This window comes from Psychromonas sp. Urea-02u-13, assembly GCF_002835995.1.
GTDB lineage: Bacteria > Pseudomonadota > Gammaproteobacteria > Enterobacterales > Psychromonadaceae > Psychromonas.
This window is the reverse complement of the sequence record NZ_PJBZ01000087.1, coordinates 1-21,837: the sequence shown is the minus strand read 5'-3', so window position 1 is coordinate 21,837 and position 21,837 is coordinate 1. Positions and strand designations below refer to the sequence as shown.

20 protein-coding genes and 1 pseudogene are annotated in these 21,837 nt (G+C 40.1%); 8 read left to right on the top strand and 13 right to left on the bottom strand.

The window, feature by feature from the left end:
• Positions 1–95: 95 nt before the first annotated feature.
• Positions 96–404, top strand: coding sequence for a hypothetical protein (locus tag CXF74_RS16860; RefSeq protein ID WP_101083696.1), 309 nt, complete (start codon positions 96–98; stop codon positions 402–404).
• A 155-nt stretch (positions 405–559) separates the two neighbouring features.
• Here CXF74_RS16860 and CXF74_RS16855 read toward each other — a convergent pair whose 3' ends face one another.
• The gene (locus CXF74_RS16855; RefSeq protein WP_101083695.1) at positions 560–1,456 is read right to left on the bottom strand and encodes a LysR family transcriptional regulator ArgP; all 897 of its coding nucleotides are present in this window, start codon (positions 1,454–1,456) and stop codon (positions 560–562) included.
• Between the two features lie 142 nt (positions 1,457–1,598).
• Here CXF74_RS16855 and CXF74_RS16850 point away from each other — a divergent pair, with 142 nt between their 5' ends.
• Positions 1,599–2,210 carry a LysE/ArgO family amino acid transporter gene (locus tag CXF74_RS16850; protein WP_101083694.1) on the top strand — a complete coding sequence of 204 codons (612 nt, stop codon included), beginning with the start codon at positions 1,599–1,601 and terminating at the stop codon, positions 2,208–2,210.
• Between the two features lie 46 nt (positions 2,211–2,256).
• Here CXF74_RS16850 and CXF74_RS16845 read toward each other — a convergent pair whose 3' ends face one another.
• Both CXF74_RS16845 and CXF74_RS16840 read right to left on the bottom strand, forming a co-directional pair.
• Positions 2,257–3,105: an AraC family transcriptional regulator gene (locus CXF74_RS16845; protein ID WP_198552895.1), complete on the bottom strand. Its 849-nt coding sequence runs from the start codon at positions 3,103–3,105 to the stop codon at positions 2,257–2,259.
• 181 nt (positions 3,106–3,286) lie between these two features.
• On the bottom strand, positions 3,287–4,147 hold the full coding sequence (locus tag CXF74_RS16840; RefSeq protein WP_101083692.1) for a Vmh family MBL fold metallo-hydrolase: 861 nt from the start codon (positions 4,145–4,147) through the stop codon (positions 3,287–3,289).
• A 152-nt stretch (positions 4,148–4,299) separates the two neighbouring features.
• Here CXF74_RS16840 and CXF74_RS16835 point away from each other — a divergent pair, with 152 nt between their 5' ends.
• Positions 4,300–5,193 (top strand): LysR family transcriptional regulator, encoded by an 894-nt coding sequence (locus CXF74_RS16835; RefSeq protein WP_101083691.1) that lies wholly within the window; start codon positions 4,300–4,302, stop codon positions 5,191–5,193.
• Positions 5,194–5,342: 149 nt separating this feature from the next.
• Here CXF74_RS16835 and CXF74_RS16830 read toward each other — a convergent pair whose 3' ends face one another.
• The 5 genes from CXF74_RS16830 to CXF74_RS16810 all read right to left on the bottom strand — a co-directional run bounded on the left by CXF74_RS16830 (position 5,343) and on the right by CXF74_RS16810 (position 12,018).
• Positions 5,343–6,548 (bottom strand): bifunctional alpha/beta hydrolase/OsmC family protein, encoded by a 1,206-nt coding sequence (locus CXF74_RS16830; protein ID WP_101083690.1) that lies wholly within the window; start codon positions 6,546–6,548, stop codon positions 5,343–5,345.
• 253 nt (positions 6,549–6,801) lie between these two features.
• Positions 6,802–6,978, bottom strand: a complete 177-nt coding sequence (locus CXF74_RS16825; protein WP_101083689.1) for a DUF2970 domain-containing protein — start codon at positions 6,976–6,978, stop codon at positions 6,802–6,804.
• A gap of 130 nt (positions 6,979–7,108) precedes the next feature.
• Positions 7,109–8,065 carry an AraC family transcriptional regulator gene (locus tag CXF74_RS16820; protein WP_101083688.1) on the bottom strand — a complete coding sequence of 319 codons (957 nt, stop codon included), beginning with the start codon at positions 8,063–8,065 and terminating at the stop codon, positions 7,109–7,111.
• Positions 8,066–8,234: 169 nt separating this feature from the next.
• Complete coding sequence (locus CXF74_RS16815; protein ID WP_101083687.1) at positions 8,235–11,012, bottom strand: response regulator; 2,778 nt, start codon at positions 11,010–11,012, stop codon at positions 8,235–8,237.
• A 49-nt stretch (positions 11,013–11,061) separates the two neighbouring features.
• Positions 11,062–12,018 carry an ABC transporter substrate-binding protein gene (locus tag CXF74_RS16810; protein WP_101083686.1) on the bottom strand — a complete coding sequence of 319 codons (957 nt, stop codon included), beginning with the start codon at positions 12,016–12,018 and terminating at the stop codon, positions 11,062–11,064.
• 272 nt (positions 12,019–12,290) lie between these two features.
• Here CXF74_RS16810 and CXF74_RS16805 point away from each other — a divergent pair, with 272 nt between their 5' ends.
• Both CXF74_RS16805 and def read left to right on the top strand, forming a co-directional pair.
• Positions 12,291–12,947 carry an alpha/beta hydrolase gene (locus CXF74_RS16805; RefSeq protein ID WP_101083685.1) on the top strand — a complete coding sequence of 219 codons (657 nt, stop codon included), beginning with the start codon at positions 12,291–12,293 and terminating at the stop codon, positions 12,945–12,947.
• Between the two features lie 131 nt (positions 12,948–13,078).
• On the top strand, positions 13,079–13,624 hold the full coding sequence (gene def, locus CXF74_RS16800) for a peptide deformylase (RefSeq protein WP_101083684.1): 546 nt from the start codon (positions 13,079–13,081) through the stop codon (positions 13,622–13,624).
• Between the two features lie 39 nt (positions 13,625–13,663).
• On the opposite strand, the gene CXF74_RS16795 is transcribed toward def, so the two are convergent.
• The 4 genes from CXF74_RS16795 to ald form a co-directional block, all read right to left on the bottom strand.
• Positions 13,664–14,296: a sulfotransferase gene (locus tag CXF74_RS16795; protein WP_101083683.1), complete on the bottom strand. Its 633-nt coding sequence runs from the start codon at positions 14,294–14,296 to the stop codon at positions 13,664–13,666.
• Between the two features lie 135 nt (positions 14,297–14,431).
• Complete coding sequence (locus CXF74_RS16790; protein ID WP_101083682.1) at positions 14,432–14,980, bottom strand: hypothetical protein; 549 nt, start codon at positions 14,978–14,980, stop codon at positions 14,432–14,434.
• A 293-nt stretch (positions 14,981–15,273) separates the two neighbouring features.
• The gene (locus tag CXF74_RS16785; RefSeq protein WP_101083681.1) at positions 15,274–16,377 is read right to left on the bottom strand and encodes an HD domain-containing phosphohydrolase; all 1,104 of its coding nucleotides are present in this window, start codon (positions 16,375–16,377) and stop codon (positions 15,274–15,276) included.
• Between the two features lie 348 nt (positions 16,378–16,725).
• Positions 16,726–17,841, bottom strand: a complete 1,116-nt coding sequence (gene ald / locus CXF74_RS16780; protein WP_101083680.1) for an alanine dehydrogenase — start codon at positions 17,839–17,841, stop codon at positions 16,726–16,728.
• 190 nt (positions 17,842–18,031) lie between these two features.
• Here ald and lrp point away from each other — a divergent pair, with 190 nt between their 5' ends.
• A complete protein-coding gene (gene lrp, locus CXF74_RS16775; RefSeq protein ID WP_101083679.1) occupies positions 18,032–18,502 on the top strand; it encodes a leucine-responsive transcriptional regulator Lrp in 471 nt (156 codons plus the stop codon).
• Positions 18,503–18,573: 71 nt separating this feature from the next.
• Here lrp and CXF74_RS16770 read toward each other — a convergent pair whose 3' ends face one another.
• Positions 18,574–19,185 (bottom strand): DNA-J related domain-containing protein, encoded by a 612-nt coding sequence (locus tag CXF74_RS16770; RefSeq protein WP_101083678.1) that lies wholly within the window; start codon positions 19,183–19,185, stop codon positions 18,574–18,576.
• A 654-nt stretch (positions 19,186–19,839) separates the two neighbouring features.
• Here CXF74_RS16770 and CXF74_RS16765 point away from each other — a divergent pair.
• Together CXF74_RS16765 and CXF74_RS16760 are read left to right on the top strand one after the other, a co-directional pair.
• Positions 19,840–21,316: pseudogene (locus CXF74_RS16765) on the top strand (SulP family inorganic anion transporter).
• Positions 21,317–21,327: 11 nt separating this feature from the next.
• On the top strand, positions 21,328–21,837 hold a 510-nt coding region (locus CXF74_RS16760), incomplete at its 3' end, for a universal stress protein (protein ID WP_198552894.1).

Below are 21,837 nucleotides of genomic sequence, written 5' to 3'. Positions count from 1 at the left end.
TTAGGCTATTGTGACAGTATATTGATCAACAGCTTGCAGTATTAAGCAGGCTTTTACTGTACAGTCTTTAGGTCTTCCTTATATAGAGCACATTTATGTCTACAGCTATTCAAGATTCCCCATTAACACTTGAGCAACTTGTTCAACCATTAGATGCGATGCAAATTGCACAGTTAAGCGCCTTTGCTTTGGATATTCCACAATTGTACTTATGCCGTGAATATTTACAGAGTGACGAACAGGTCGCTATTAAGGAATGTATCGCACGTTTAGAGAATGGCTTAGCGCAGCAAACATTCAATTTACAACGTTTAGCTGCATTATTAGTGGAAAAAGACTACTTTGACTCAGAAGAAGCACGCCTACGTTTAGCACCAGAGCCTGATTTTGAAGAGCTTGTTTAGTCTATTTTGAAGGTTTAGCGCGAACCCTTAGCTACCTCTTGGCAAAAAATTGGCAAAGAAATGGCGAAGCCTCTACTTCGCCAATTTTTACATCTCATAATTCTAAATTCTAAATCCCAGATTCGAGATTAATGACTTTGCTATTAGCTGCCTCGCTATTTTTTATTCTGACCTAATACCTGTTGGCAGTGACTAATAATGTTCTCTGTTAATTGCCCCATCAATTCCCCCGATAACTGCCAGCAATGCCAATACAAAGGCACATAAATAATATTATCAGGCAAAATATGTATCAGTTGTCCGCTGTTGATCTGTTTTTCAATATGTAAACGAGAGTTGAAGCTATAACCGCCATCTGCCAAGGTAATATCAACAAAGGCCTGAGACGAACGCACGGTATGACACGGGTATTGACCCTGTTGCAGTGAATAATGATCCGCCAAAAAGCGCAGGTGCATATCATCATGTTGATCAAAGGTCATGGCGGGGGCATGCTGCAAACTACGTTTATTAATACCCTGTGAAAAATAGCGTTTAATAAAGTTGGGTGTCGCGACACACAGATATTCCATATAACCCAGAAAGTGACTTTCACCGCCACTCATCGCTTTGGCTTTGCTGGTAATGCAAGCTAGCGCCTCTCCGCTAGAAACTCGCTCCCAAGTACGAGACTCATCTTCGACATAAAGATTAAGCTCGATTTGTTGTTGCTGTAACAATGGCGCTAAGGCGTCAACAAACCAAGTCGCTAAACTGTCTGCATTAACGGCGAGAGGCAGGCTTTGTAGCTGTTTTTCTTTATTTAACTGCTTATTTAATTCCGACTCTAACTGTAAAACTCGTTGATAATGGCCCAACAGTTTTTGACCCAATGCGGTGGGCTTAATCGGTTGACTACGAATCAATAAAGGCTGACCATGCTCTGTTTCAAGCAGTTTAATACGCTGTGAAACGGCAGATTGAGTCATGTGTAAACGTTTCGCTGCTTTATCAAAACTTTGTTCGCGTAATACCGCATCCAGTGCACTTAATAGTTTGTAATCTTGCATCATTTCCCTTATTTAACTGCCTTTTTATAGCATTGATAAAGTAATCATAAAGCCATCATTAGTAAAACTAATCAGTGATTAATATTATTAGTTATATTTAATGTTATTTGGCAGATATAGTCCAGTTTCATCACGAGGAATACTTATGCTAACGACTTATTTTACTGGATTAACCTTAATGGCCACGCTGATCATGCCGATTGGATTGCAAAATGCATTTGTATTAAATCAAGGCATTCGCAAGCAACATCATCTATTTGTCGCCTCTTTTTGTGCTTTCTCCGATGTGCTGTTTATGTGTGTTGGTGTGTGGGGGGGAGCTACCTTATTCAGTGCATTCCCGTGGTTATTAATGGCGATTACGTTATTAGGCGCAACCTTTATGCTGGTGTATGGCGCGCAATGTTTACATCGTGCAGTGAAAGGGGGAGGCGCAATCGAGTCTGACAGTAAACAGCGTAGTTTTAAAATGATTGTATTAGCATGTTGCGCATTTACCTTTTTAAACCCGCACGTTTATATCGATACCATTGTTATTTTGGGCGGTTTTGCCGCTAATCTATTACTAGAAGAACGCCCTTGGTTTGTATTAGGCGGTATAAGCGCGTCTTTTCTATGGTTCTTCGGTTTAGCTTTGTTAGGGTCAAAGTTTGCTCATATTCTGAGTAGCGTAAAGGCACAGCGCATTATTGATACTTTGATTGGCTTGATGATGTGTGCGCTGGCAGGTTTTTTATTATTAAGATTAGGGCAGTAGGGCTGGGATTAGTAACAAGCAGCTACTAGCGGCTTGTTACTCGTAGCTACTTTAATGGGATATAAATCAGTGTTTTTAAGTTTTCCGGTTTGGTTTTTCTTGGATCGCGATTTAAATATTCTTCAAAACAGGGAATATCACGTAACTCAAAGTCGCTGTTCATTAACCAATCATTATAAATAAAATTGTAACTTTCCGATAACGTCTCATAAGCGCCTTTATGTAAAAATAACGCATATTTCCCGCCACTAATCACTTGTTTTTGTAATGTTGGATAATCACTAATATCACCCTCAATATCTAAACAAGCGTCGTAGCGTAGATTCTCAGCAGCGGTGACCTGCGGGTTATCGTGACCAATACCAAATGAACGTATTTCCTTTTTCATTAAACGATTACCGTAAGCAAAAGGCATTAATGTTTCCCATGCTGTTTTTGCTGCTTGAGAATAAGCGCCAGTACCCCGTGCGCTAATCACGTTTATATCGGTTAATTGTTGGATATCTGCTTTCATGTTTAAACTCCGTTTTTTGAGGGCTGGTGGATATTGAAGCGCAATATCCCGCTGTAAACGAATCTGAGAAGGGGTGTAAGCGAAGCTGTTTTTAAAGGATTTATTAAACGCACTGGCGGTTTCAAAGCCAGACTGTAATGCAATTTCAGTAATGTTTAACGTTGGGTAACGCAGTTTACGTACTGCGCGTTCCAGTAAAAGGCGACGTTTATAGGCATAAACAGGTTCACCGACAAAAGCTTGAAATAATCGCTGAAAGTGAAACTCAGAATAACAGGCGATAGCAGATAACTCAGTGAGTGTTGGATTATCATCAAGATGTGTTTCGATGTAATTCATTACCTGCTTCATACGTGTGTTATGTCTACTTTGCTGATTCACATTCATTCCTTTTCTCTGATTCGTTTTGTAGTTTAAAACATACTTTAAAAGATAACTTTTCCATTTCTGCTAAGTAGATAATAAAATGAATAAGCCAGTAAAACCAATATACACAGCGCAATTTAAATTTTAAACCGCGCTATGCATGTTGGTAAAGTGGCTAATTATTCCAGCAAGGGTTTTACCACTCCATTTCGCCGGTAATTACTTTTGCACTTAGCTCTAAGTCTGCAACACCTTTTAAGGAAGGGTAATGGCTTTTCATTGTTTTGATAACATAATCTGAGCCTTTACCATTGGCTGTTTCAAGCGCCAGTTCGGTTTTTGTAAGGTAGTCGATAGTGAATTGAATCGGGCCCATTTTTGCTGGTATCTCATCAAGGTAATGACCGGGAATCACGCTTGTTGGTTGCAGTGTTTTCATGCGTTCAAGTGACTGTACCCATTTGTTACGTGCACTTTTTGTTTGGCTATCGGCAGTCCAAACATGCATACCTGATGTAATCGATACACCACCAAATACCGTTTTAGATGAGGGTAACCATAAATACGCTTGATGAGTGTTTATCTCTTTAACTTCAATTTTTTCGCCCTCTAGATATATTGTTGTGTCGTTGAGCACCTGAGGAACAAAAATGGATGTAGGCGCGCCATCACCTAGGATGGGTCCCCAATATTTCAATTTAGCTTCTTTGGTACGCATTATGTACTCAACAACCGCTTCACTTGCGACTACTTTGGCATTAGGAAATGCTTTAATTAAAGGTTGTAGACCAAAATAATAATCAGGATCGCCATTGCTGACATAAATCATGGTAAGGGTTTTATTGCTCTTCTCTATTTTTTTAACTAATGCTTGAGCATCAATGGTACTGAATTGAGCATCGAATAAAATAGCTTCTTTTTCACCGCTGACAAGCACTGAAGTGGTAGGGAATATGCCGTCTTCGCCTGGGTTGTATTGGCTTAATGTCAAATCAGCCGCTGATGCATAAGCAGTCATTAAAAGCGTACTTGCTAACGTGAGTGTTGAGAATTTCATTATTATATTTCCATTTAGATTAAGTAAGGGTCACTGAAAATGTGTGGTTGATGAGGTTATCTTATTCGATTGTATTCCGATGAAATAGGCTATAATGTGCACTACACTGTTTCATATTTCGAGCAAGTGACATTGGTGATAAGAGGCTAATAATGGATAGATTGAGCGCATTACATGTTTTTTCGACCATCGTTGAGCGTGGTAGTTTGAGTGCTGCAGCTGAACACTTAGATATGTCTAGAGCAAAAGTGACACGTTTTTTAGCTGAGCTAGAAAACTGGATGGATACTCGCTTGTTACACAGAACAACACGCAGCATGAGCCTAACTAGTGCAGGAGAAGAAACATTAGAAATTGCCAGGCATCTACTGGCAATGGCTGATAATTTAGATGCGATTCGCAATAAAAACCTCTTAAAACTAAAAGGGCAGTTGCGCATTACATCAAGCTATTCAGTCATTGATAGTTTTTTAATTGAAGTGATTGGTGAATTTACAGGTCGATGGCCAGAAGTGTCGATAGATATCGTCTCTACGGATAAATCCGTTAACTTGGTTGATTCTCGTATCGATTTAGCCATTCGTATTACCAATGATTTAGCGCCAAATGTGGTTGCTAAAAAAATAGGACAATGCCGGTCTGTTATTTGTGCATCGCCAATATATCTAGAAAAGCAGGGTATGCCCGTTGATATACAAGCATTGAGTCAGCATAACTGTTTATCTTTTACTTATTTTGAGCGTTCAGTATGGACTTTTGACGGCCCAAATGGTGTTGAGTCAGTACCTATTCATGGCAATATTAGTGCAAACATTTCTGAAGTGTTATTAGCGGCTACATTGCGTGGAAATGGCATCAGCCTACAACCGTTAGCTGTTGCACAACCGCTGATTGACAGGGGGGAGTTAGTGCAATTATTACCTGACTGGAAACCTAAAACGCTGGGTGTATATGTCGTTTACGCAACTCGCAAGCAAGTAACCCCGTTACTCAGAGCATTTATAGACCAATTATCAGATTACATGAAAGCATCTCCAGATTGGTAGATATCGAAGATGCTTGATGGTTTTTGCTTGGTAATTTTGCTTGGTAATTTTTATTGGTAATTTTGGGTTGGTAAAAGAGGGAAAGTTACTACTCTCCACCCTTAGTATTTTATACGCCAGTTAGCTAGACATGCAGTGCATAATGAATATTATGCATCGAGTTGCGTTGTCACTATTAGGTTACTCTGTAGGGTTTTATGGACAGGGCATTTATCGGCTATTTCTAACAGTCGCTGGCGTTGCTCTGTTGTAATATCACCTGAAAGTTTAATTTGACGGTGAATGCGTTCTGCAAAACCTTTACCTGCTTGGCTATTTTGGCAATCATCAAAGTAGTTGCGTTGGTGTGTTAACGTTACTTGGATATCCTCTAACATCAATTTCTTACGAGAAGCATACATCCTTAAGGTCATTACAGTACAAGCGCCCAGTGCCGCTAACAGGTGTTCATAAGGATCGGGTCCCAAATTATTACCGCCTACTTTTAGCGGTTCATCAGCAAGCCAATAATGACTGTCACTGACAACATTTAAGGTGAATTGATGGTTTTTTTCAGAGACAACAACAGAACCATTTTCTGCTAATGCAGGTTTATTCACTGTCGCTTTATCAACGTATTTATCTGCCCATGCACTGATCACCAGCGCTGCATATTCAGCATCGGTTTTATTCGATAACAAATGATCTGCTTGGTCTAGCGAAACAAAACTTTTAGGATGTTTTGCTGCACTGTAAATTTTTTCGGCATCGGCGATAGCAACGGTTGCATCCAGTGGGCTATGCATCACTAATAACGCTTTGCCTCTTAAATTAAATCCATTTCGGCTATGCTCGGCAACATCATCAATAAATTGTTTTTTGATTGTAAACTCACGCATTCCTAGCCGCACTTTGGCAATGCCTTTACTGTTAATCTCATCTAAGTGTTGATCAAAGTTATGAATGACATGTTGTGCGTCAGCGGGTGCTGCGATAGACACGACACCTTTAACTTCTGGAATATCATTAGCAACAGAAAGTACTGCAGCACCGCCTAAACTATGACCAATTAAAAGCTGAGGGGCCGCGTAGTTATCTCGTAAATAAGCGGCTGCCGCGAGCAGGTCATCTAGGTTCGATGAAAAGTTAGTATTTGAGAAGTCGCCATCACTGTTTCCTAAACCTGTGAAATCAAACCTCAGTACCGCATAACCTTGTTGTGTTAATGCCCGTGAAATTCTAGATGCGGCTGCAATATCTTTTCCACAGGTAAAACAATGGGCAAATAATGCATAAGCGCGTACTTCTCCCGCCGGGCTTTCCATTAAGCCAGATAACTTATTGCCTTGACTGTCAAACTCAATACGATTTTTCATTTTCGCCCCTTTATAATTGCTCGTTATTACAACAGATATAATTCCAATTGAAATTAATAGCAAATCTATTTTACTGGTTAAAATAACTTAATCGTCGTTGAAAGTTTTGTAAAGGAAACAACTGCGAGGTTAAAAACGTCACCATTAAAGGTTGCCACTGAATAAATGGTGACGATATCGCTTTAAGCCACTCTATGGGAGTGGCTTGTTTTTATTAATTATAGTGAAACAGGACTTTTCCACTATTAATTGCTTAGGGTGCTAGTACCAGAGTCACTATGCCGATAATCGTCATAATAAACAGTAGTGTGAATATGAGTCCCGCGACAATAAATACCAGGGGCTTACCTGTGGTAAAGTCGCGCTCACTATTTTTGCTGCTCTGCACGCCAAATGCAGCCGCTATGACACTAAAGGTCACTTCAAGCATTGAGGGATGCTTTTTTTCTTAGACTTGTCCTGCATTATTTATCCTTTTAGACGCCTGAAAAACATACGTTTTCTTTGGCCATTCAGTACTTCTGACATCAGATAACAAATAATAGAAGCATTAACTTTATTTATCTAATCGCGGTATAAAAACTGACGTCGGCAATATTGGTTTCAACATCAAAGTGATGATAAAGCTCAAAACAAGGGCGGTCATCAAGGGGGAGTTGAGACTCAACTACCTGCTCCATTAAATGATTCCAAGATGACGCATATTGATTGCTATCGGTAATGGTTTTACGTAAGTAGACATAAGGACCTGCGGGTAATACTTGTAATTCAATACCTTGAGAAGCTCCAACTCCTTGAGAAATACGGGTACCTTGAGAAACAAAGGCATCTTCAGGCACACTAATACAAATATCGGTACGGCACTTTTCACTCGGCGTAATTTCAGGATTATCATGGTAAATCATCAAACTTTCACCGTCTGCGAGAGAATGTAGATGTGCCCATCGATAGAGTTTCTCTAATGCTTCTTGGTAACCTTCACCATAGGGGCCGGTAACGCGAATATAGGCAAGATATCTCTGTTTAATACTTTCTGTTTTCATGACTGTTTCTCCTGGTTGTTTTGTTACTTGCTGGGAGAAATCAGAATAGGGTGTTTCTTCGTTTAGTGCGTTGTCATTATTGCGCATCAGGTATCCAATCTTGCTGTTTTGAATCAATGCGCGATATTGATCTAATGTAAGACAATTTCGAATGTCAGTGGCTGATAATCCATAATATTGACGGAATGCTTTGGCAAAGCTTTGTGAACTTGAAAAGCCTAATGTTAACGCTATCTCGGTAATGCTCTGTTCATTATAAAAGAGCTGCTGGGCTGCATATTCAAGTTTCAAACGCCTTAAGTAGTCCGCTAGTGTTTCCTGAGTAACAGCCTTAAAGATACGATGAAAGTGATAGGGCGAGAGAAAGGCTTTTTCAGCCACGTCTTTTAGGTTTAAAGGTTGCTTAAAATGCGCTTCTAAATAACGAAGCACGGGTTGTAATTTGAGCGGGTAGTTCGTTTTAGAGGTTAACATGGTATGACTCAAAGCAAATTAGAGTGATCAATATACCTGCTTTAGTGGTTTTGTCGTGTCCATTGTTGCTGTATTAGTGACATTGCTCTTATGCATACTTAATTGACTCTGTTACAGCTGATTCAATATGTTCGCCTCCACAATATTGTGAAGGCATAGAGCCACTTAATTATTCATTTGAATCAAGTATTGAATGAGCGGGCTTAACCTTTGAGACTGTAATTTTTTGTGCTATTGCCGTTTTAAGTGCCTGGAATTTCTCTTCAAGCTTAGGTAGATTTTGGCGTAGACTTGCTAAGTTTTCATCTTTACCTGCTTGCTCCATTTCTTGCGCGCAGGCGCTAAAGGCGAGCCCACCCACATTGGCCGCAGAACCTTTAATTTGATGCGAATGCTCACGGATAATTTGAAACTGTTGTTGGGTAATCGCGGCTTTAATTGATTCGAGCAATTCGCTTGTCTCGTTGATAAACATCTCTGCAACACTGCAAATCAACGCATTGTTATTGAGTAGTCGTTGACTCATGGCGAGATAATCAAATACCAGTAGTTCATCCTTTTTATCCTCTGTTACTTGATCGATTAAAGAGGGTTGCGTTAATGGGGGCTTATTTTCTCCCACATACTCAGGTAACCAATTGATTAGTGCTTCTTCAAGTTTGACCGGATCGATGGGTTTGGCCATGAAGTCATTCATACCCGAGGTGATACATTTTTCACGATCTCCCTTCATCGTATTCGCTGTTAATGCAACAATCGGAATCTGTCTATCAAGTACCTTAGTGTCTACCGCACGTATATTCCTGGTGGCTTCAAAACCATCCATGATAGGCATCTGACAATCCATAAAGACTAAATCATAAGAGAACATTTCTAAAAGCTTGATGGCCTCTTCTCCATTGGCCGCTAGCTCTACACATGCACCAAAATTTTCTAGCAAACCTTGAGCAACCAGTTGATTGGTAATGTTGTCTTCAACAACTAATATACGCGCTTTGTACTGATTCACTGCATCGTTGGAATATTGATGGGCTAAGGAGCTTAAGCGCTCTTCATGATTGGAAACACGCAATAATGTTTCATAAAGAATATGTTGTTGAATCGGTTTACTGAGGGTGGCATCAAATGCATAAGTATCGAGAGAGGGGTCACTCGCTGCATGTTGTTTTGATGAAAAAGAGATGAGCTGCGTATTGGCTAAATGTTTATCATTTTTGATTAACGATAAGAATTGTATTTCATCCATGGGTTGCAGGATCATATCAATCAATGCAATGTGATAGGGCGTCTGTTCAATTGATGCTAAGCGCATGGTATAAAGTGCTGCATTGGCACTGTCTAGCAGCGTGTGCTCTACTCCCCAATGACTGAGTAATTGCCCAAGTAGATGACGTGTTGTTAAGTTAGCCTCTACAACGATGACCTTCTGCTCAGTTAATGTAGAGGGTAAAGGCACGGGTTTGGCCTCTTTGCTATTTTCAAGATCTAAAGTGAACCAAAAAGTGGCGCCTTCCCCAATAACACTGTTAATGCCAATCTCTCCGCCCATCATTTCAACGAGCTGCTTGCTGATTACAAGGCCTAAACCTGTGCCACCATACTTCCGTGTTGTTGAATTATCTGCCTGATTGAAACGTTTAAATAGGCTTGTTTGCTGTTCTTCAGTGAGTCCAATGCCGGTATCTTTCACTTCAATTTTAAGTGTTGTACGTAACGCGCAGTGCTTTTCAACGCTAAAGTATACGGCGATTTCTCCCTGAGCAGTGAACTTGATAGCATTGCTAATCAGGTTGTTGAGAATTTGTCGAATACGTCCGGGATCGCCAATTAAACACTGCTGTTCTAATACGTTCGCTGGGCAGATTAGTAGCAGACCTTTTTCATGCGCGGGCAGTGCCATGCTACTCGAAAAATCGCTAATCAAGCTGCTCATTTCAAAATCTATCGGTTCAAGCTCTAACATACCCGCCTCAACTTTTGAAAAATCGAGAATGTCATTAATAATAGAAAGCAGCGATTCTGCACTGCTTTTTACCGTATGTGCAAAGTTCGTTTGTTGTTTATTTAATGACGTGCCTAATAACAGGTTCACCATACCAATCACGCCATTCATCGGCGTACGGATTTCATGACTCATATTGGCGAGAAACTCTCCTTTGGCCACATTGGCTTGCTGTGCTTCATCTAAGGCTTTTTGTAAGGCTTGTTCTCGAGTTTGTAAGGTATCTGCTAAGTTATCAAAGGTTTGACCAATAAGGCCTAGTTCATGTTCTGGCAAAAGATCTGTTCGCGCTTCGCGGTTATGACGTTGTGCATCCATTATTTCAACAATACGTTGGCTTGGTTTGAGTATTAGCTTGTTCATTAAAAGATAAATAATAATAAAAGCCACCGTACTAATGACAGTGAACAATGTGCTTAGCCATATTACCCAGCTAAAAGCTTCCGTTTCAGCTTCCTGTGTATATAAATTGATAATAAGAAAAGATAACTCGGGTTTTAAGGCATTATTTTGATTATGTGCAGAGATATGGATGCGGGTAACAAATTGGTAGATGTTGTTGTGTTCAGGGGCGAATTGACCAAAACTTATTCCGTTTTTTTTTGCCTTATGAGCAAAGGCTTCTAACTCTTTTAGTTCATTGTCTGTATGGGCTGATTGACTATGAAAAATAGCGTGATAATCAGGATCAAGCAGATGTATATTTTCAATGCTTGGGTCCGCTGCTGTAGCTAATAACGCACGCTGGAAGTCGGAAAGTGAACTGCTTGTTTCTGCTGAAATAACCAACGCGGTTGAGAGAAGTTGTCCTCGTTTTTGCAAATCGTCATGTAACGTGGTATTAGCAAGCCAATAAACGCCAACCGCACCACTGAGTACAGAGACAATGGCAAGTGCTAAGAGAGGGCGTAATAAGCGGCTATGTAGAGAACGAAATGAGTCCATATATTTCCAAGTCTATTTATAAATAGTGAGGGGCTTATTTATTGACCACTTACTTAATCGCAATATCGGTAAAGCATCGATTATCACAGGCAGGGCCCTCGATGACACCTATGTCAGTTAACGCTATGTGTGTCGCTTTCAATAATGGGGCTAATTTACCTTCGGCGCTTAAGTAGGTGATTTGCTCTTGCTGGGATACCATTTTTAACCCACTGAGTGCATCTATAAAGTCAGCGTTACTTAACTCCTCACGTTGTGCCATGCGGCTTATGGCATCATCATAATTACTTTCTTGGTATTGTACGGCCCGTGCAAAAGCACGTGTGACTTTAGCAAGGTCAGCGGCGCGTTCTTTAACAACGTCGTCTCGGGTAAATAAAATATCGATAATGGCACCCGGTGTTTGGCTGGTATCGAATAAACGCACAATATTGGGGTCAGCTAATGCTTGTGTCGCAAAAGGCGGGTAAGTTTGTGCCGCGTCAATTTCACCGGCTAATAACGCCTTAATATTGTTGGGTTGAGGCAGTGAAATAAGCGAGACATCTTTAAAGGTAAGCTGAGCAGAGGCAAGTGCATTGGCTGCTGTGAGTACGTCAATTGAGCCACCCTCTAAGCCAATTTTTTTTCCTTTAAGCGCTGCGACATTAGTAATGCTTTTATGGGCAAGTAACATATCGCCACCATTAGAGAAATCGGCCACCATAAAGACAACTGGTTCAACACCTTTAACATCTCTTGCAGTATAAAATTCCATTAATGTGCCTGCCATCACATCAAATTGGCCTTTTTCAAAAGCACGGCGTCCATCAGCGAGTGTTTGAAAGGGAATTAATTTAACGTTTAAACCTTCATCTTTGTAATACCCAAGCTGTTGCGCGAGAGTCAAATATTCATAACCGGGCCAAGCATTGATGCCGATCCGTAAGGCCTGTGTGGGGGCTTTTGAGCAACTTAATAACAATAGGCTGATACATGCTACGCTATAAATTTTCCAATATTTCATAAGCTTGCCTCTGATTATTTCAATTTAACTTGGAATCAAAATATAAGCGTAGCTAAAAAGGATTTTATTACAATGTGATGTTTTTTTTGCTTTTAAAGCGTAAACCTTAGATATAAGCCCCCTGGAGAGGAATGTAAACTGAGTATTATCTAAAGTGTTATGCAAAGTTTCAGTGATGCGACTCTATCTCATTAGCTTGCAATAAAAACAGTGGTATAGTTCATTTTTACCTTGGGTATCCATTGTCTACGGGCACATATGAGAAGCTATTTATGAATTATTTATCGAGTGTTGAAGTTGAACCTACAACGGATGCAAACGCATCTGTTATCTGGTTACATGGTTTAGGGGCTGATGGCCATGATTTTGAGTCAATTGTGCCAGAATTAGCGCTTCCAAAAATCTTAGCGATTCGCTTTGTTTTTCCGCATTCTCCTTCTATCCCTGTGACGATTAATGGCGGGATGACGATGCCTGCTTGGTACGATATTTTAGATATGAGTATTGAGCGAAAAGTCGATTTAGCGCAATTAACTGTATCAGCAGAGGCGGTTCAAGCCTTAATTGACCGAGAAATTGAGCGTGGTATTAAAGCGCAACGTATTATTATTGCAGGGTTTTCTCAGGGAGGGGCCGTTGCTTACCAAGCCGCGTTAACCTATGGCCAACCATTAGGCGGTCTATTAGCGATGTCGACTTATTTTGCCACTAAAGAGACTATCCAACTAGATGATAATAACAAGTCGCTTAATATCAATGTTATGCACGGCAGTGAAGACCCTGTTGTTGCTCCGTTATTAGGCGAGCAAGCCATTAACGCATTAACCGAAATGGGTTTTCAACCTGTATATAAGCAATATCCAATGCCACACAGTGTTTGTGCAGAGCAAATTTCAGATATCGCACAATGGTTACAAGCGCGTTTATAAGCACTCGTTTAATTTGCATGGATAAAGTGGCATAAAAATGTTCATTTTGTCCGTGTTTTTATTCGCACTGAGAATACATGAAAAGACTAATGTCATTAATACCCATAGACAAATGATAGGGACCAAGCGATATGAATCAAACGAGTGATGCTTATACTATCGCGCAATTAGGTCATGCGGTTTTGAGAGAGGTCGCTTCTGAGGTGGACAATATCCACAGTGACGAGTGTCAACAACTCATTAAAACAATGATGCTCGCGGTAGAAGAGGCCGGTGGAGTGGGTATTGCCGCGCCACAAATTCATCATAGTCTGCGCATTTTTATTATCTGTTCAAAACCTAATGCACGTTATCCTGATGCGCCATTAATGCGTCCAACAGCGATCATTAACCCTGAAATATTACATTGTTCTAATGAGAAAACAAAAGGTTGGGAAGGGTGTTTAAGTGTGCCAAGCCTACGCGGTTTAGTGCCAAGGCATGATCAGATTACTGTTCGTTATTACGACCAACAAGGTGAGCTGCAACAAAAAGAATTAACGGGCTTTATTGCGCGAATTTTCCAACATGAATTAGATCATTTGAACGGATTAACCTTCATAGACCAAGTAGAGACGACACGAGATTTAATCAGTGAAGTTGAATGGTATCGACAATTCGCAGCCGCACAGAGCTAACCATTGTTAGTTATACCCATGCTACCTCAAGATGCTTTGTCAGGCACAATGATAATCAAAAAATTTCCGATGGTGTTTACCTGCGCTTAAACTGTTTATTTTGTTTTTATGTTTATACGCTTTCCAATTAGAGACTTGAGACCCTTGGTTAAGATGCGGGAATTGTTGCTCACCTTGGTAATCTAACTCTAGAAATGCCATTAAACTTGCCAAGCTACCTTGCTCACTGATGTTAATGGATAATAAATCACTGCGGCCATTAAAATAGGTATTCACCTGCTGTTGGTGCTTTTCATAACAAGCAGATAAATGTGCATCGGTTAATAAATTATTATCTGACAGCGTAAAGGTTTGTTCAAAACTGCGTTTTAAGACGGGGTTAAAATGCCCGGTTTTAGGCACTAAATGAGGTGCCATCTTGACTAATAAACGTTGCATGGAAGGCAACCACTTCGACAAGTCTCGCTGTAAATAGACAAACTTTGAACCAGGGAATAATCGATCAAGTTGTTGATAATCTGAAAAACAAGGTGAGTCAGAGACCACATCTGCTAGCTCAAACGCCTGTTGGGTGAACGCAGTATGTGCCACTTTAAAACCACATTCTAGTAACGCAACACTGATACTTGTTGTGCCTGTACGTGGTAACCCAATAATAAAAATCTTAGCCATGTGTTCCTTTAAATTGGTATTGATAGCAACATATTAAAAAGGCACGTTACTTTCTCTTTGTTACAAGAAAAATAACGTGCCTTTTAAAGAAGATTTTCAATCTAACCTAACCTATATAAACTAAGGCACTAGGTATTATTTAGTCATCTCTTGGTGCATTGCTTTAACTAATGCAACCAGTGCGTCTTTTGATAGTCTGTTCACTGTTGCAACGGTTTCTGCTAATTGTTCTTTATCAGCCACAATAGGTGTGTAATCTACTGTTGGTTTAAGTAGCGCTTTAATTAATTTCTTCGCGGTATCAACATCATTCGTTTCAATAATATCTAATATTTGTGCTTTCAGCTGCTCGTTTTTTGGCAGCAACAGCTTAGAAATATGGGTGAAACCCACCACTTCACATTGCTCTAATGTGCCAAATTTAGGCAGCATGCGCCAAGAAATAAGTGTATTAGGTGTCACTTCTTCAATATTCGTTGGGCATTCAGCGATAACGTTTGACCATACCCAATCAAGAAAAGCTTCATCACTACACAGGATCTCTCTTGCTTTGTTGCAAGCTTTACCAATTTTATACTTAGCTTCTTGCTTCTCTTCGGCTTTTGGTGAATTAGCATCGATGTAATGTGTTGTATCTAAGTATTGTAAGATAGTTTCTTGTTGTTCTTTTAACGCTGAGCTCATTCAATATACCTATTATGTAACACCTCATTCTTGGGTGTCTTGCTTAATGGACGCAGTTTACCTTAAAAAGGAAAATAGTCGCGAAATATGGGGATTTTAGTTATTTTAATTTAACTGGCTTTGGAAATATAGGGGGTAAAGAGGCTTGTTGATAAAGCTTGATTGATAGAGCCTGATTGATAGAGGAAATGAGGTGTCATGATCAACAGACTTCACTTTTATTATTTGGCAACGAAAAATATTGTCGTTGAGCTATCAGCGCTTTAAAACCGATCGATTGATACTTGTAGTACTTAACCGTGTTTAATAAATAGGATATCGCTGTCGTTGTAGCTATCGTTACTCTGGTCGATTTCACACTCATCATTGGCATTTATCATCACATGAATAAATTCATCTGCACGACTCAGAAAGACGGCCACGAGCTCAGGGTCAAAATATTTACCCGATTGTTCGGCAATATAGTCGAGTGCATCTTTTACTGGCCACGGTTCTTTATAAGGTCTTTTGGTCACCAGTGCGTCAAATACATCAGCAATGGCAACAATACGTCCTTCAATGGGAATAGATTCCCCCGCGAGTCCTCTAGGGTAACCACTGCCATCCCATTTTTCATGGTGTGATCCGGCAATGGTACTGGCAATTTTAAGTAAAAAAGAGGAGTCGCCTGCTAATAAGGTTTCGCCAGCTAAAGCATGGGTTTTCATGATTTCAAACTCTGCTTCGGTTAATTTACCCGGTTTAAGCAGAATATGGTCTGAAATAGAAATTTTACCCACATCATGTAAAGGAGCCGTTTTTTTGATCATGTTAACAAGATCATCGGGCAAGCCAATGCCTGATGCTAAAATGCGTGAGTATTCACCGACTCTAAAGGTGTGCTTAGCAGTATCGTTGTCTTTCATCTCACCGGCAATGGCGAGGCGATCAATTAAGTTGTCTGTAAAACTATTTATCTCTTGGGTTCTTTTTTCTACCCTAAGCTCAAGTTCATGATTAAGGTTTTTTTGTAATTTAAAGCTATGGGTAATCGCTAATAGGTTGTTTATTCGTAGGATTATTTCTACTTGATCAATCGGTTTGTGGACAAAATCATTAGCACCTCTTGATAATGCTCGATTTCTTGTTTCGACATCGTGAGCGCCGGTAATAAAGAGGATAGGTAGTTCATGTTGGCTATATTTTTTTCTAACTAACTCCATGACATCAATACCATTTAAATAAGGCATTTCATAATCGAGTAACAATAGATCGTATTCTTCTGAGGCTAAACTATTCATTACTTCGCGTGGGTCGGTTAATACGCTGACCTCCCGAGAAATTTCAGTTTCAATCAGTTTAGTAATAACAAATAAATTGGTGACTGAATCATCACAAATTAGTATTTTGTTTGGCATGATCCCTCCTTGTCTTAAATGAGTTTATGTTGATAAAGTAAATTTAGTATAAAACCACAATAAGTACATGTGTTTTAGTTGTTAATCTCAATTTTGAGGAAAACAGATTTTAAAATAACCCTTATAAATTCGACTTATTTTAAAGGCTAGCGTGTTAACGAGGGGTTACAGCGATTATTGCAGAGGGAGGAGTTATGATTAACAGGCAAGTATTTTAATTGTAGCCGCGTTTTAATATCAGTTTATTTGACCTTGTGCAAAGCTCAACTCGCTATAAAAAAAAGAATAAGCGCAATACATTCACTGCGTTTATTCTTTTCTGTTTTAGTTAGCCTGAGTGCGGGTTAACTAACCTAGCGCAATACGTGGATCAACAAAGTCAAAACCGAGATTTTGAGCGACACTTTCACAGGTCACATGGCCATTAATGACATTAAGACCATTAAGGAAATGTGGGTCATTCAGCAATGCCTTTTTATAACCTTGATTCGCCAGCTTAATAATGAAAGGTAAGGTCGCGTTGTTTAATGCAAACGTAGAGGTAAGTGGCACGGCACCGGGCATATTCGCGACACAATAATGTACTACATCATCAACAATGTAAGTTGGGTCAGCATGGGTTGTCGCTTTACTGGTTGCGATACAACCGCCTTGGTCAATCGCGACATCAACAATCGCAGAGCCGGGTTTCATATTTTTGATATGCTCAGCGGTGACAAGTTTTGGTGCTGCCGCTCCAGGAATCAATACACCACCAATGACTAAATCCGCTTCTAATACATGTTTTTCCAGTGCATCAGCGGTTGAATAAACCGTTTGAATTTTATTGCCAAACTGCGCATCAAGACGGCGTAATACATTGATATTGCGATCTAATAACACAACCTTTGCGCCCATACCAACGGCCATTTGTGCCGCGTTATTACCCACCATACCGCCACCAATAATAACGACTTTAGCGGGCTCTACGCCGGGTACGCCACCTAATAACATGCCACGGCCTGCATTTGATTTTTCAAGTGCTTGTGCGCCAGCTTGAATCGACATGCGACCTGCAACCTCTGACATTGGTGCTAATAAAGGTAAGCCACCGAAATTATCGGTCACTGTTTCATAGGCAATACACACGGCTTTTGAGTTAATGAGATCTTCTGTTTGCGCTAGATCGGGGGCAAGATGCAGGTAGGTAAATAGAATTTGGCCTTCACGTAACATAGCACGTTCAACCGCTTGGGGCTCTTTCACTTTTACGATCATATCGGCTTTAGTAAATACCTCAGATGCATTGTTTAATATTTCAGCACCGACCTTAATGTAGGCTTGATCATCAAAACCAATGCCCATGCCTGCATTGTGTTCAACAACAACTTGGTGGCCGTTGTGAATCAACTCTAAAACACTACCCGGTACCATGCCAACGCGATATTCGTGATTTTTTATCTCTTTAGGGACACCAATAATCATTGTATACACTCCATTATTTCTACGTATTAGGATTAATACCAACGTGATCACATTGATATAACATTGTTCTAGTATAGCCATATGCTTTTAGATTAAGGTGCTGTAATACGGCTTTATCTAGTTAAATATTTTGTTAAATTAATGTTAAATAGTGTTATGTGCTAAATGTGAAAAACCCAGGAAAATAACCATGAAAAGAAAATTAGATCGTATTGATAGAAACATACTTAACGCATTACAAAAGAATGGAAAGCTGTCTAATGTTGAGTTATCTAAATCGGTAGGACTTAGCCCAACACCTTGTTTAGAAAGGGTAAAGAGGTTAGAAAAAGACAATGTTATTATGAATTATTGCGCTAACCTTAACCCTGAATTTTTAGATGCTGCATTGGTCGTTTTTGTTGAAATAACACTGACACGCACCTCTCCGGATGTCTTTGAGCTATTTTCAAAAGCGGTGATGGATATTGGCGTTATTCAAGAGTGCCACCTTGTTTCGGGAAACTTTGATTTCTTATTAAAAACGCGTGTATCGGATATGCAGGCTTACCGTAACTTAATGGGAGATACGTTATTAAACTTACCATCGGTGAGTGAAAGTCGCTCTTATGTGGTGATGGAAGAGGTCAAAGCGGGTAATAAGTTAGTCGTTCATTATTAACTAATTTACCTACTATTTTGCGAATAACCCGAGTAAATAGAGCAGGGGAGTCATCGCTCACTATGCTCGTATTATGCTAGTGATGAAGCGCGTAAGGTCTGCCATGCTTCGCAGACTTGACGAAACTTATCTGCATGACCTGAGGGTCTATCTGGATGCCATTTAAGCGCGAGTTTTCGCCATTGGCGTCGAATATCTTGCTTTGATGCGCTGTCATCCAGTTCAAAAATCTGCAACGCTTGCTGTTGATCGATGAGTTGATCTGTCTTGCCAATGTGCTTGTCGAAGCGATTCCAAAATTGTGTAAACAGTACCTCTATAGAATCGGCGCTGGTTTCAAAGTGCGCCCAATCTAAGTAATAGCAACGAAGCGCGGCCTCTTGCTCTAATACCAATGGTAAGTCTGTAGGCAATTTTGGAAAAATCTGGATATCCATTGCTTGAACTTGTAACCATTGCTCAGGCAGTAATATGTCCTGTAATTGATAGAGCGCATTCATCAATAAGAAGTTACGTTTAAATAACGCTTTATTAGTATCATCATCTAAATCGGGTAGCAAACCATCCTGTTGTAATTGACTGGCGAGATGATGGACTTTACTGCTTTGTTGCGCGTCTCTGAGTAGAGTGAGCAGTGGCCAAATTAATGGGTTTTCAACGCATTGTTCTGAATTAGGCTGCATAGTTTAGAATCTCTACTCAGTAAGAATAAATAAAAATGGGCTTAGTCTGTTTTTATATTAAAGACTGCAATAACGGTAACTATCTGATTTTTTATAAATAAAGTCATATTAGAGCATACAGCCACTGGTGAAAAGTCCAATCTTAGTGGGTAAAAATGACAGGCAAGATCAAGGTTTACAGCCTTTTAAATTTAATAAGCCAACTCGGGCTTGGTTTGATCATCATCAACGTTAAATTTAAAGCAGCTGTTATAGTAGTCATGTTATTTATCTAGCGCATTATTTAGTGAGTTAGTTATCTAACGTCCAATTCACTCTTTTAGGAATATATACACTTTGATGATCAGTCCGCCTTAAGCCATACCCTTCCGAAACGCTTGTTTCAAAAAATCATAATCGGTAATTCCATTATTACCAACAAAGCTGTCGATTAAATTTTCACAACGTATTTCCTATTGCCCCGGTAAATGTTTTACACGTTTATTTTTGGCAAAATGCACTAAACCTAAACCGCAATAAACATATTTAATGAATTAACTTTCAGACTTTATCGCATTTTAAATGCGATACGCTTGCTGGTTTGTTTTGTTTAGAAAACTTTTCTCGCTTATTGCAGGAAGAGGGTTTAGTCGCATTGTTTACCTTGGAGTCATAATGCTACAAAAAATTAAAAAAGAATGGTTTTCTAATACCCGAAGCGATCTGCTAGCGGGTATCGTTGTTGCACTCGCGCTTATTCCCGAAGCAATTGCATTTTCAATTATCGCCGGCGTTGACCCCAAAGTGGGTCTTTATGCTTCTTTTTGTATGGCCGTCATTATTTCATTTACCGGCGGGCGTGCAGGCATGATCTCTGCAGCTACTGGCGCAATGGCACTATTGATGGTGACGTTAGTTAAAGAGCACGGGTTAGAATATTTGTTAGCCGCCACCGTATTAACGGGCCTCTTACAAATCATCACTGGGTAGCTTAATGCGCTTTGTCTCACGAGATGTGGTGACTGGGTTTGTCAATGCGCTAGCCATTCTCATCTTTCTTGCTCAATTGCCTGAATTAACCGATGTGACTTGGCATGTCTACGCAATGACCGCGGGTGGATTAGGGATTATTTATCTCTTTCCTTATCTGCCTTTCATTGGGAAGTTACTGCCATCTCCTCTTGTTTGTATTGTTGCATTAACCGTGATTTATATGGTTGTGGGCATCGACATCAGAACGGTTGGGGACATGGGACAACTACCCGATACGCTGCCTATTTTCCTCTGGCCTGATGTGCCACTCAACCTAAATACCTTGTTTATTATTCTTCCATATTCCTCTGCGTTAGCGGTGGTGGGCTTACTGGAATCGATGATGACAGCCACTATTGTCGATGATTTGACCGATACACCCAGCGATAAAAACAGAGAGTGTAAAGGTCAAGGTTTAGCGAATGTTGGCGTGGGATTAATGGGTGGTATGGCGGGCTGTGCGATGATTGGCCAATCTATTATTAATATCAAATCGGGTGGGCGTAATCGTTTGTCATGTTTGGCCTCTGGTGTGTTTTTATTATTCATGGTGGTTTTCTTGGGGGAAGGGTTAAAACAGATTCCCATGGCTGCATTAGTCGCGGTGATGATCATGGTGTCTATTGGCACATTTTCGTGGTCTTCAATACGTGATATTAAACAAGCGCCACTATCGAGTAATGTTGTCATGTTAAGCACGGTTTTTGTGGTGGTATTCACGCACAATTTAGCCACGGGTGTTGCCGTTGGTGTGTTGCTCTCATCGTTGTTTTTTGCAGGGAAAATTAGCCGTCTTATGGTGGTTAAAAGCAACACTCTGAATGAAACATCGGGTCGCCATTATCAGGTCATTGGGCAAGTTTTTTTTGCTTCTTCTGAATCATTCTTAACGTCATTCGATTTTAAAGAAGCCGTTGAAAATATTCAAATCGACCTAACCGAGGCACATTTTTGGGATATTACTTCGGTCTCGGTACTCGATAAAGTGGTGATTAAGTTTCGACGAGAGGGCGCCAATGTTGAATTGATAGGCATGAATCAAGCCACCGCTACTTTGATTGATAAATTTGCCGTGCATGATAAACCTGACGCATTTGAAAAACTGCTTTCTAGTCATTAAGGATGATTAATATGAAAAAAATTACAGCATGTATTGATGGAAATGACATGGCAACTATCGTTGGTGAAGCGAGTTTTTGGGCCGCTAAAAAGCTAAAAGCACCGCTAACTTTGTTGCATGTCTTGGATAAATCAGAATATCAGCAGAACTCGGTGAATGGGTTGTCGGGCGCTATTGGCCTGGGAGCGCATGAAGTATTATTAAGCGAATTAACGCGTGCCGATGAGATACGTAGCAAGCTTGCATTACAGTACGGGAATCAACTGCTTGACGATTTATTAATGACAGCAAAGAAACAACCGCTAGAAAACGTGAACAAGCAACAGATTCATGGTGACTTAGTGTCTTCGCTGCTTGATTTAGAATCTACAACACGGTTATTTATCCTCGGTAAATCCAGTCAACAGGAGGCTGAAAACAGTCATGTTGTGGGCTCTCTGCTTGAAAGTGTGATCCGTTTAATCAAATCACATCTATTGATTATTACGCAACCCTTTCAAGCTCCGACAAGTTATATGGTG

Coding starts and splice junctions, on each gene's coding strand:
- CXF74_RS16830 (WP_101083690.1), bottom strand. CDS start 6,548: ATGAAAAATCGTATTGAGTTTGACAGTCAAGGCAATAAGTTATCTGGC.
- CXF74_RS16855 (WP_101083695.1), bottom strand. CDS start 1,456: ATGATGCAAGATTACAAACTATTAAGTGCACTGGATGCGGTATTACGC.
- CXF74_RS16825 (WP_101083689.1), bottom strand. CDS start 6,978: ATGCTTGAAGTGACCTTTAGTGTCATAGCGGCTGCATTTGGCGTGCAG.
- CXF74_RS16860 (WP_101083696.1), top strand. CDS start 96: ATGTCTACAGCTATTCAAGATTCCCCATTAACACTTGAGCAACTTGTT.
- CXF74_RS16820 (WP_101083688.1), bottom strand. CDS start 8,065: ATGTTAACCTCTAAAACGAACTACCCGCTCAAATTACAACCCGTGCTT.
- CXF74_RS16815 (WP_101083687.1), bottom strand. CDS start 11,012: ATGGACTCATTTCGTTCTCTACATAGCCGCTTATTACGCCCTCTCTTA.
- CXF74_RS16770 (WP_101083678.1), bottom strand. CDS start 19,185: ATGCAGCCTAATTCAGAACAATGCGTTGAAAACCCATTAATTTGGCCA.
- CXF74_RS16840 (WP_101083692.1), bottom strand. CDS start 4,147: ATGAAATTCTCAACACTCACGTTAGCAAGTACGCTTTTAATGACTGCT.
- CXF74_RS16790 (WP_101083682.1), bottom strand. CDS start 14,980: ATGAGCTCAGCGTTAAAAGAACAACAAGAAACTATCTTACAATACTTA.
- CXF74_RS16810 (WP_101083686.1), bottom strand. CDS start 12,018: ATGAAATATTGGAAAATTTATAGCGTAGCATGTATCAGCCTATTGTTA.
- CXF74_RS16795 (WP_101083683.1), bottom strand. CDS start 14,296: ATGGCTAAGATTTTTATTATTGGGTTACCACGTACAGGCACAACAAGT.
- lrp (WP_101083679.1), top strand. CDS start 18,032: ATGAAAAGAAAATTAGATCGTATTGATAGAAACATACTTAACGCATTA.
- CXF74_RS16850 (WP_101083694.1), top strand. CDS start 1,599: ATGCTAACGACTTATTTTACTGGATTAACCTTAATGGCCACGCTGATC.
- def (WP_101083684.1), top strand. CDS start 13,079: ATGAATCAAACGAGTGATGCTTATACTATCGCGCAATTAGGTCATGCG.
- CXF74_RS16805 (WP_101083685.1), top strand. CDS start 12,291: ATGAATTATTTATCGAGTGTTGAAGTTGAACCTACAACGGATGCAAAC.
- ald (WP_101083680.1), bottom strand. CDS start 17,841: ATGATTATTGGTGTCCCTAAAGAGATAAAAAATCACGAATATCGCGTT.
- CXF74_RS16785 (WP_101083681.1), bottom strand. CDS start 16,377: ATGCCAAACAAAATACTAATTTGTGATGATTCAGTCACCAATTTATTT.
- CXF74_RS16835 (WP_101083691.1), top strand. CDS start 4,300: ATGGATAGATTGAGCGCATTACATGTTTTTTCGACCATCGTTGAGCGT.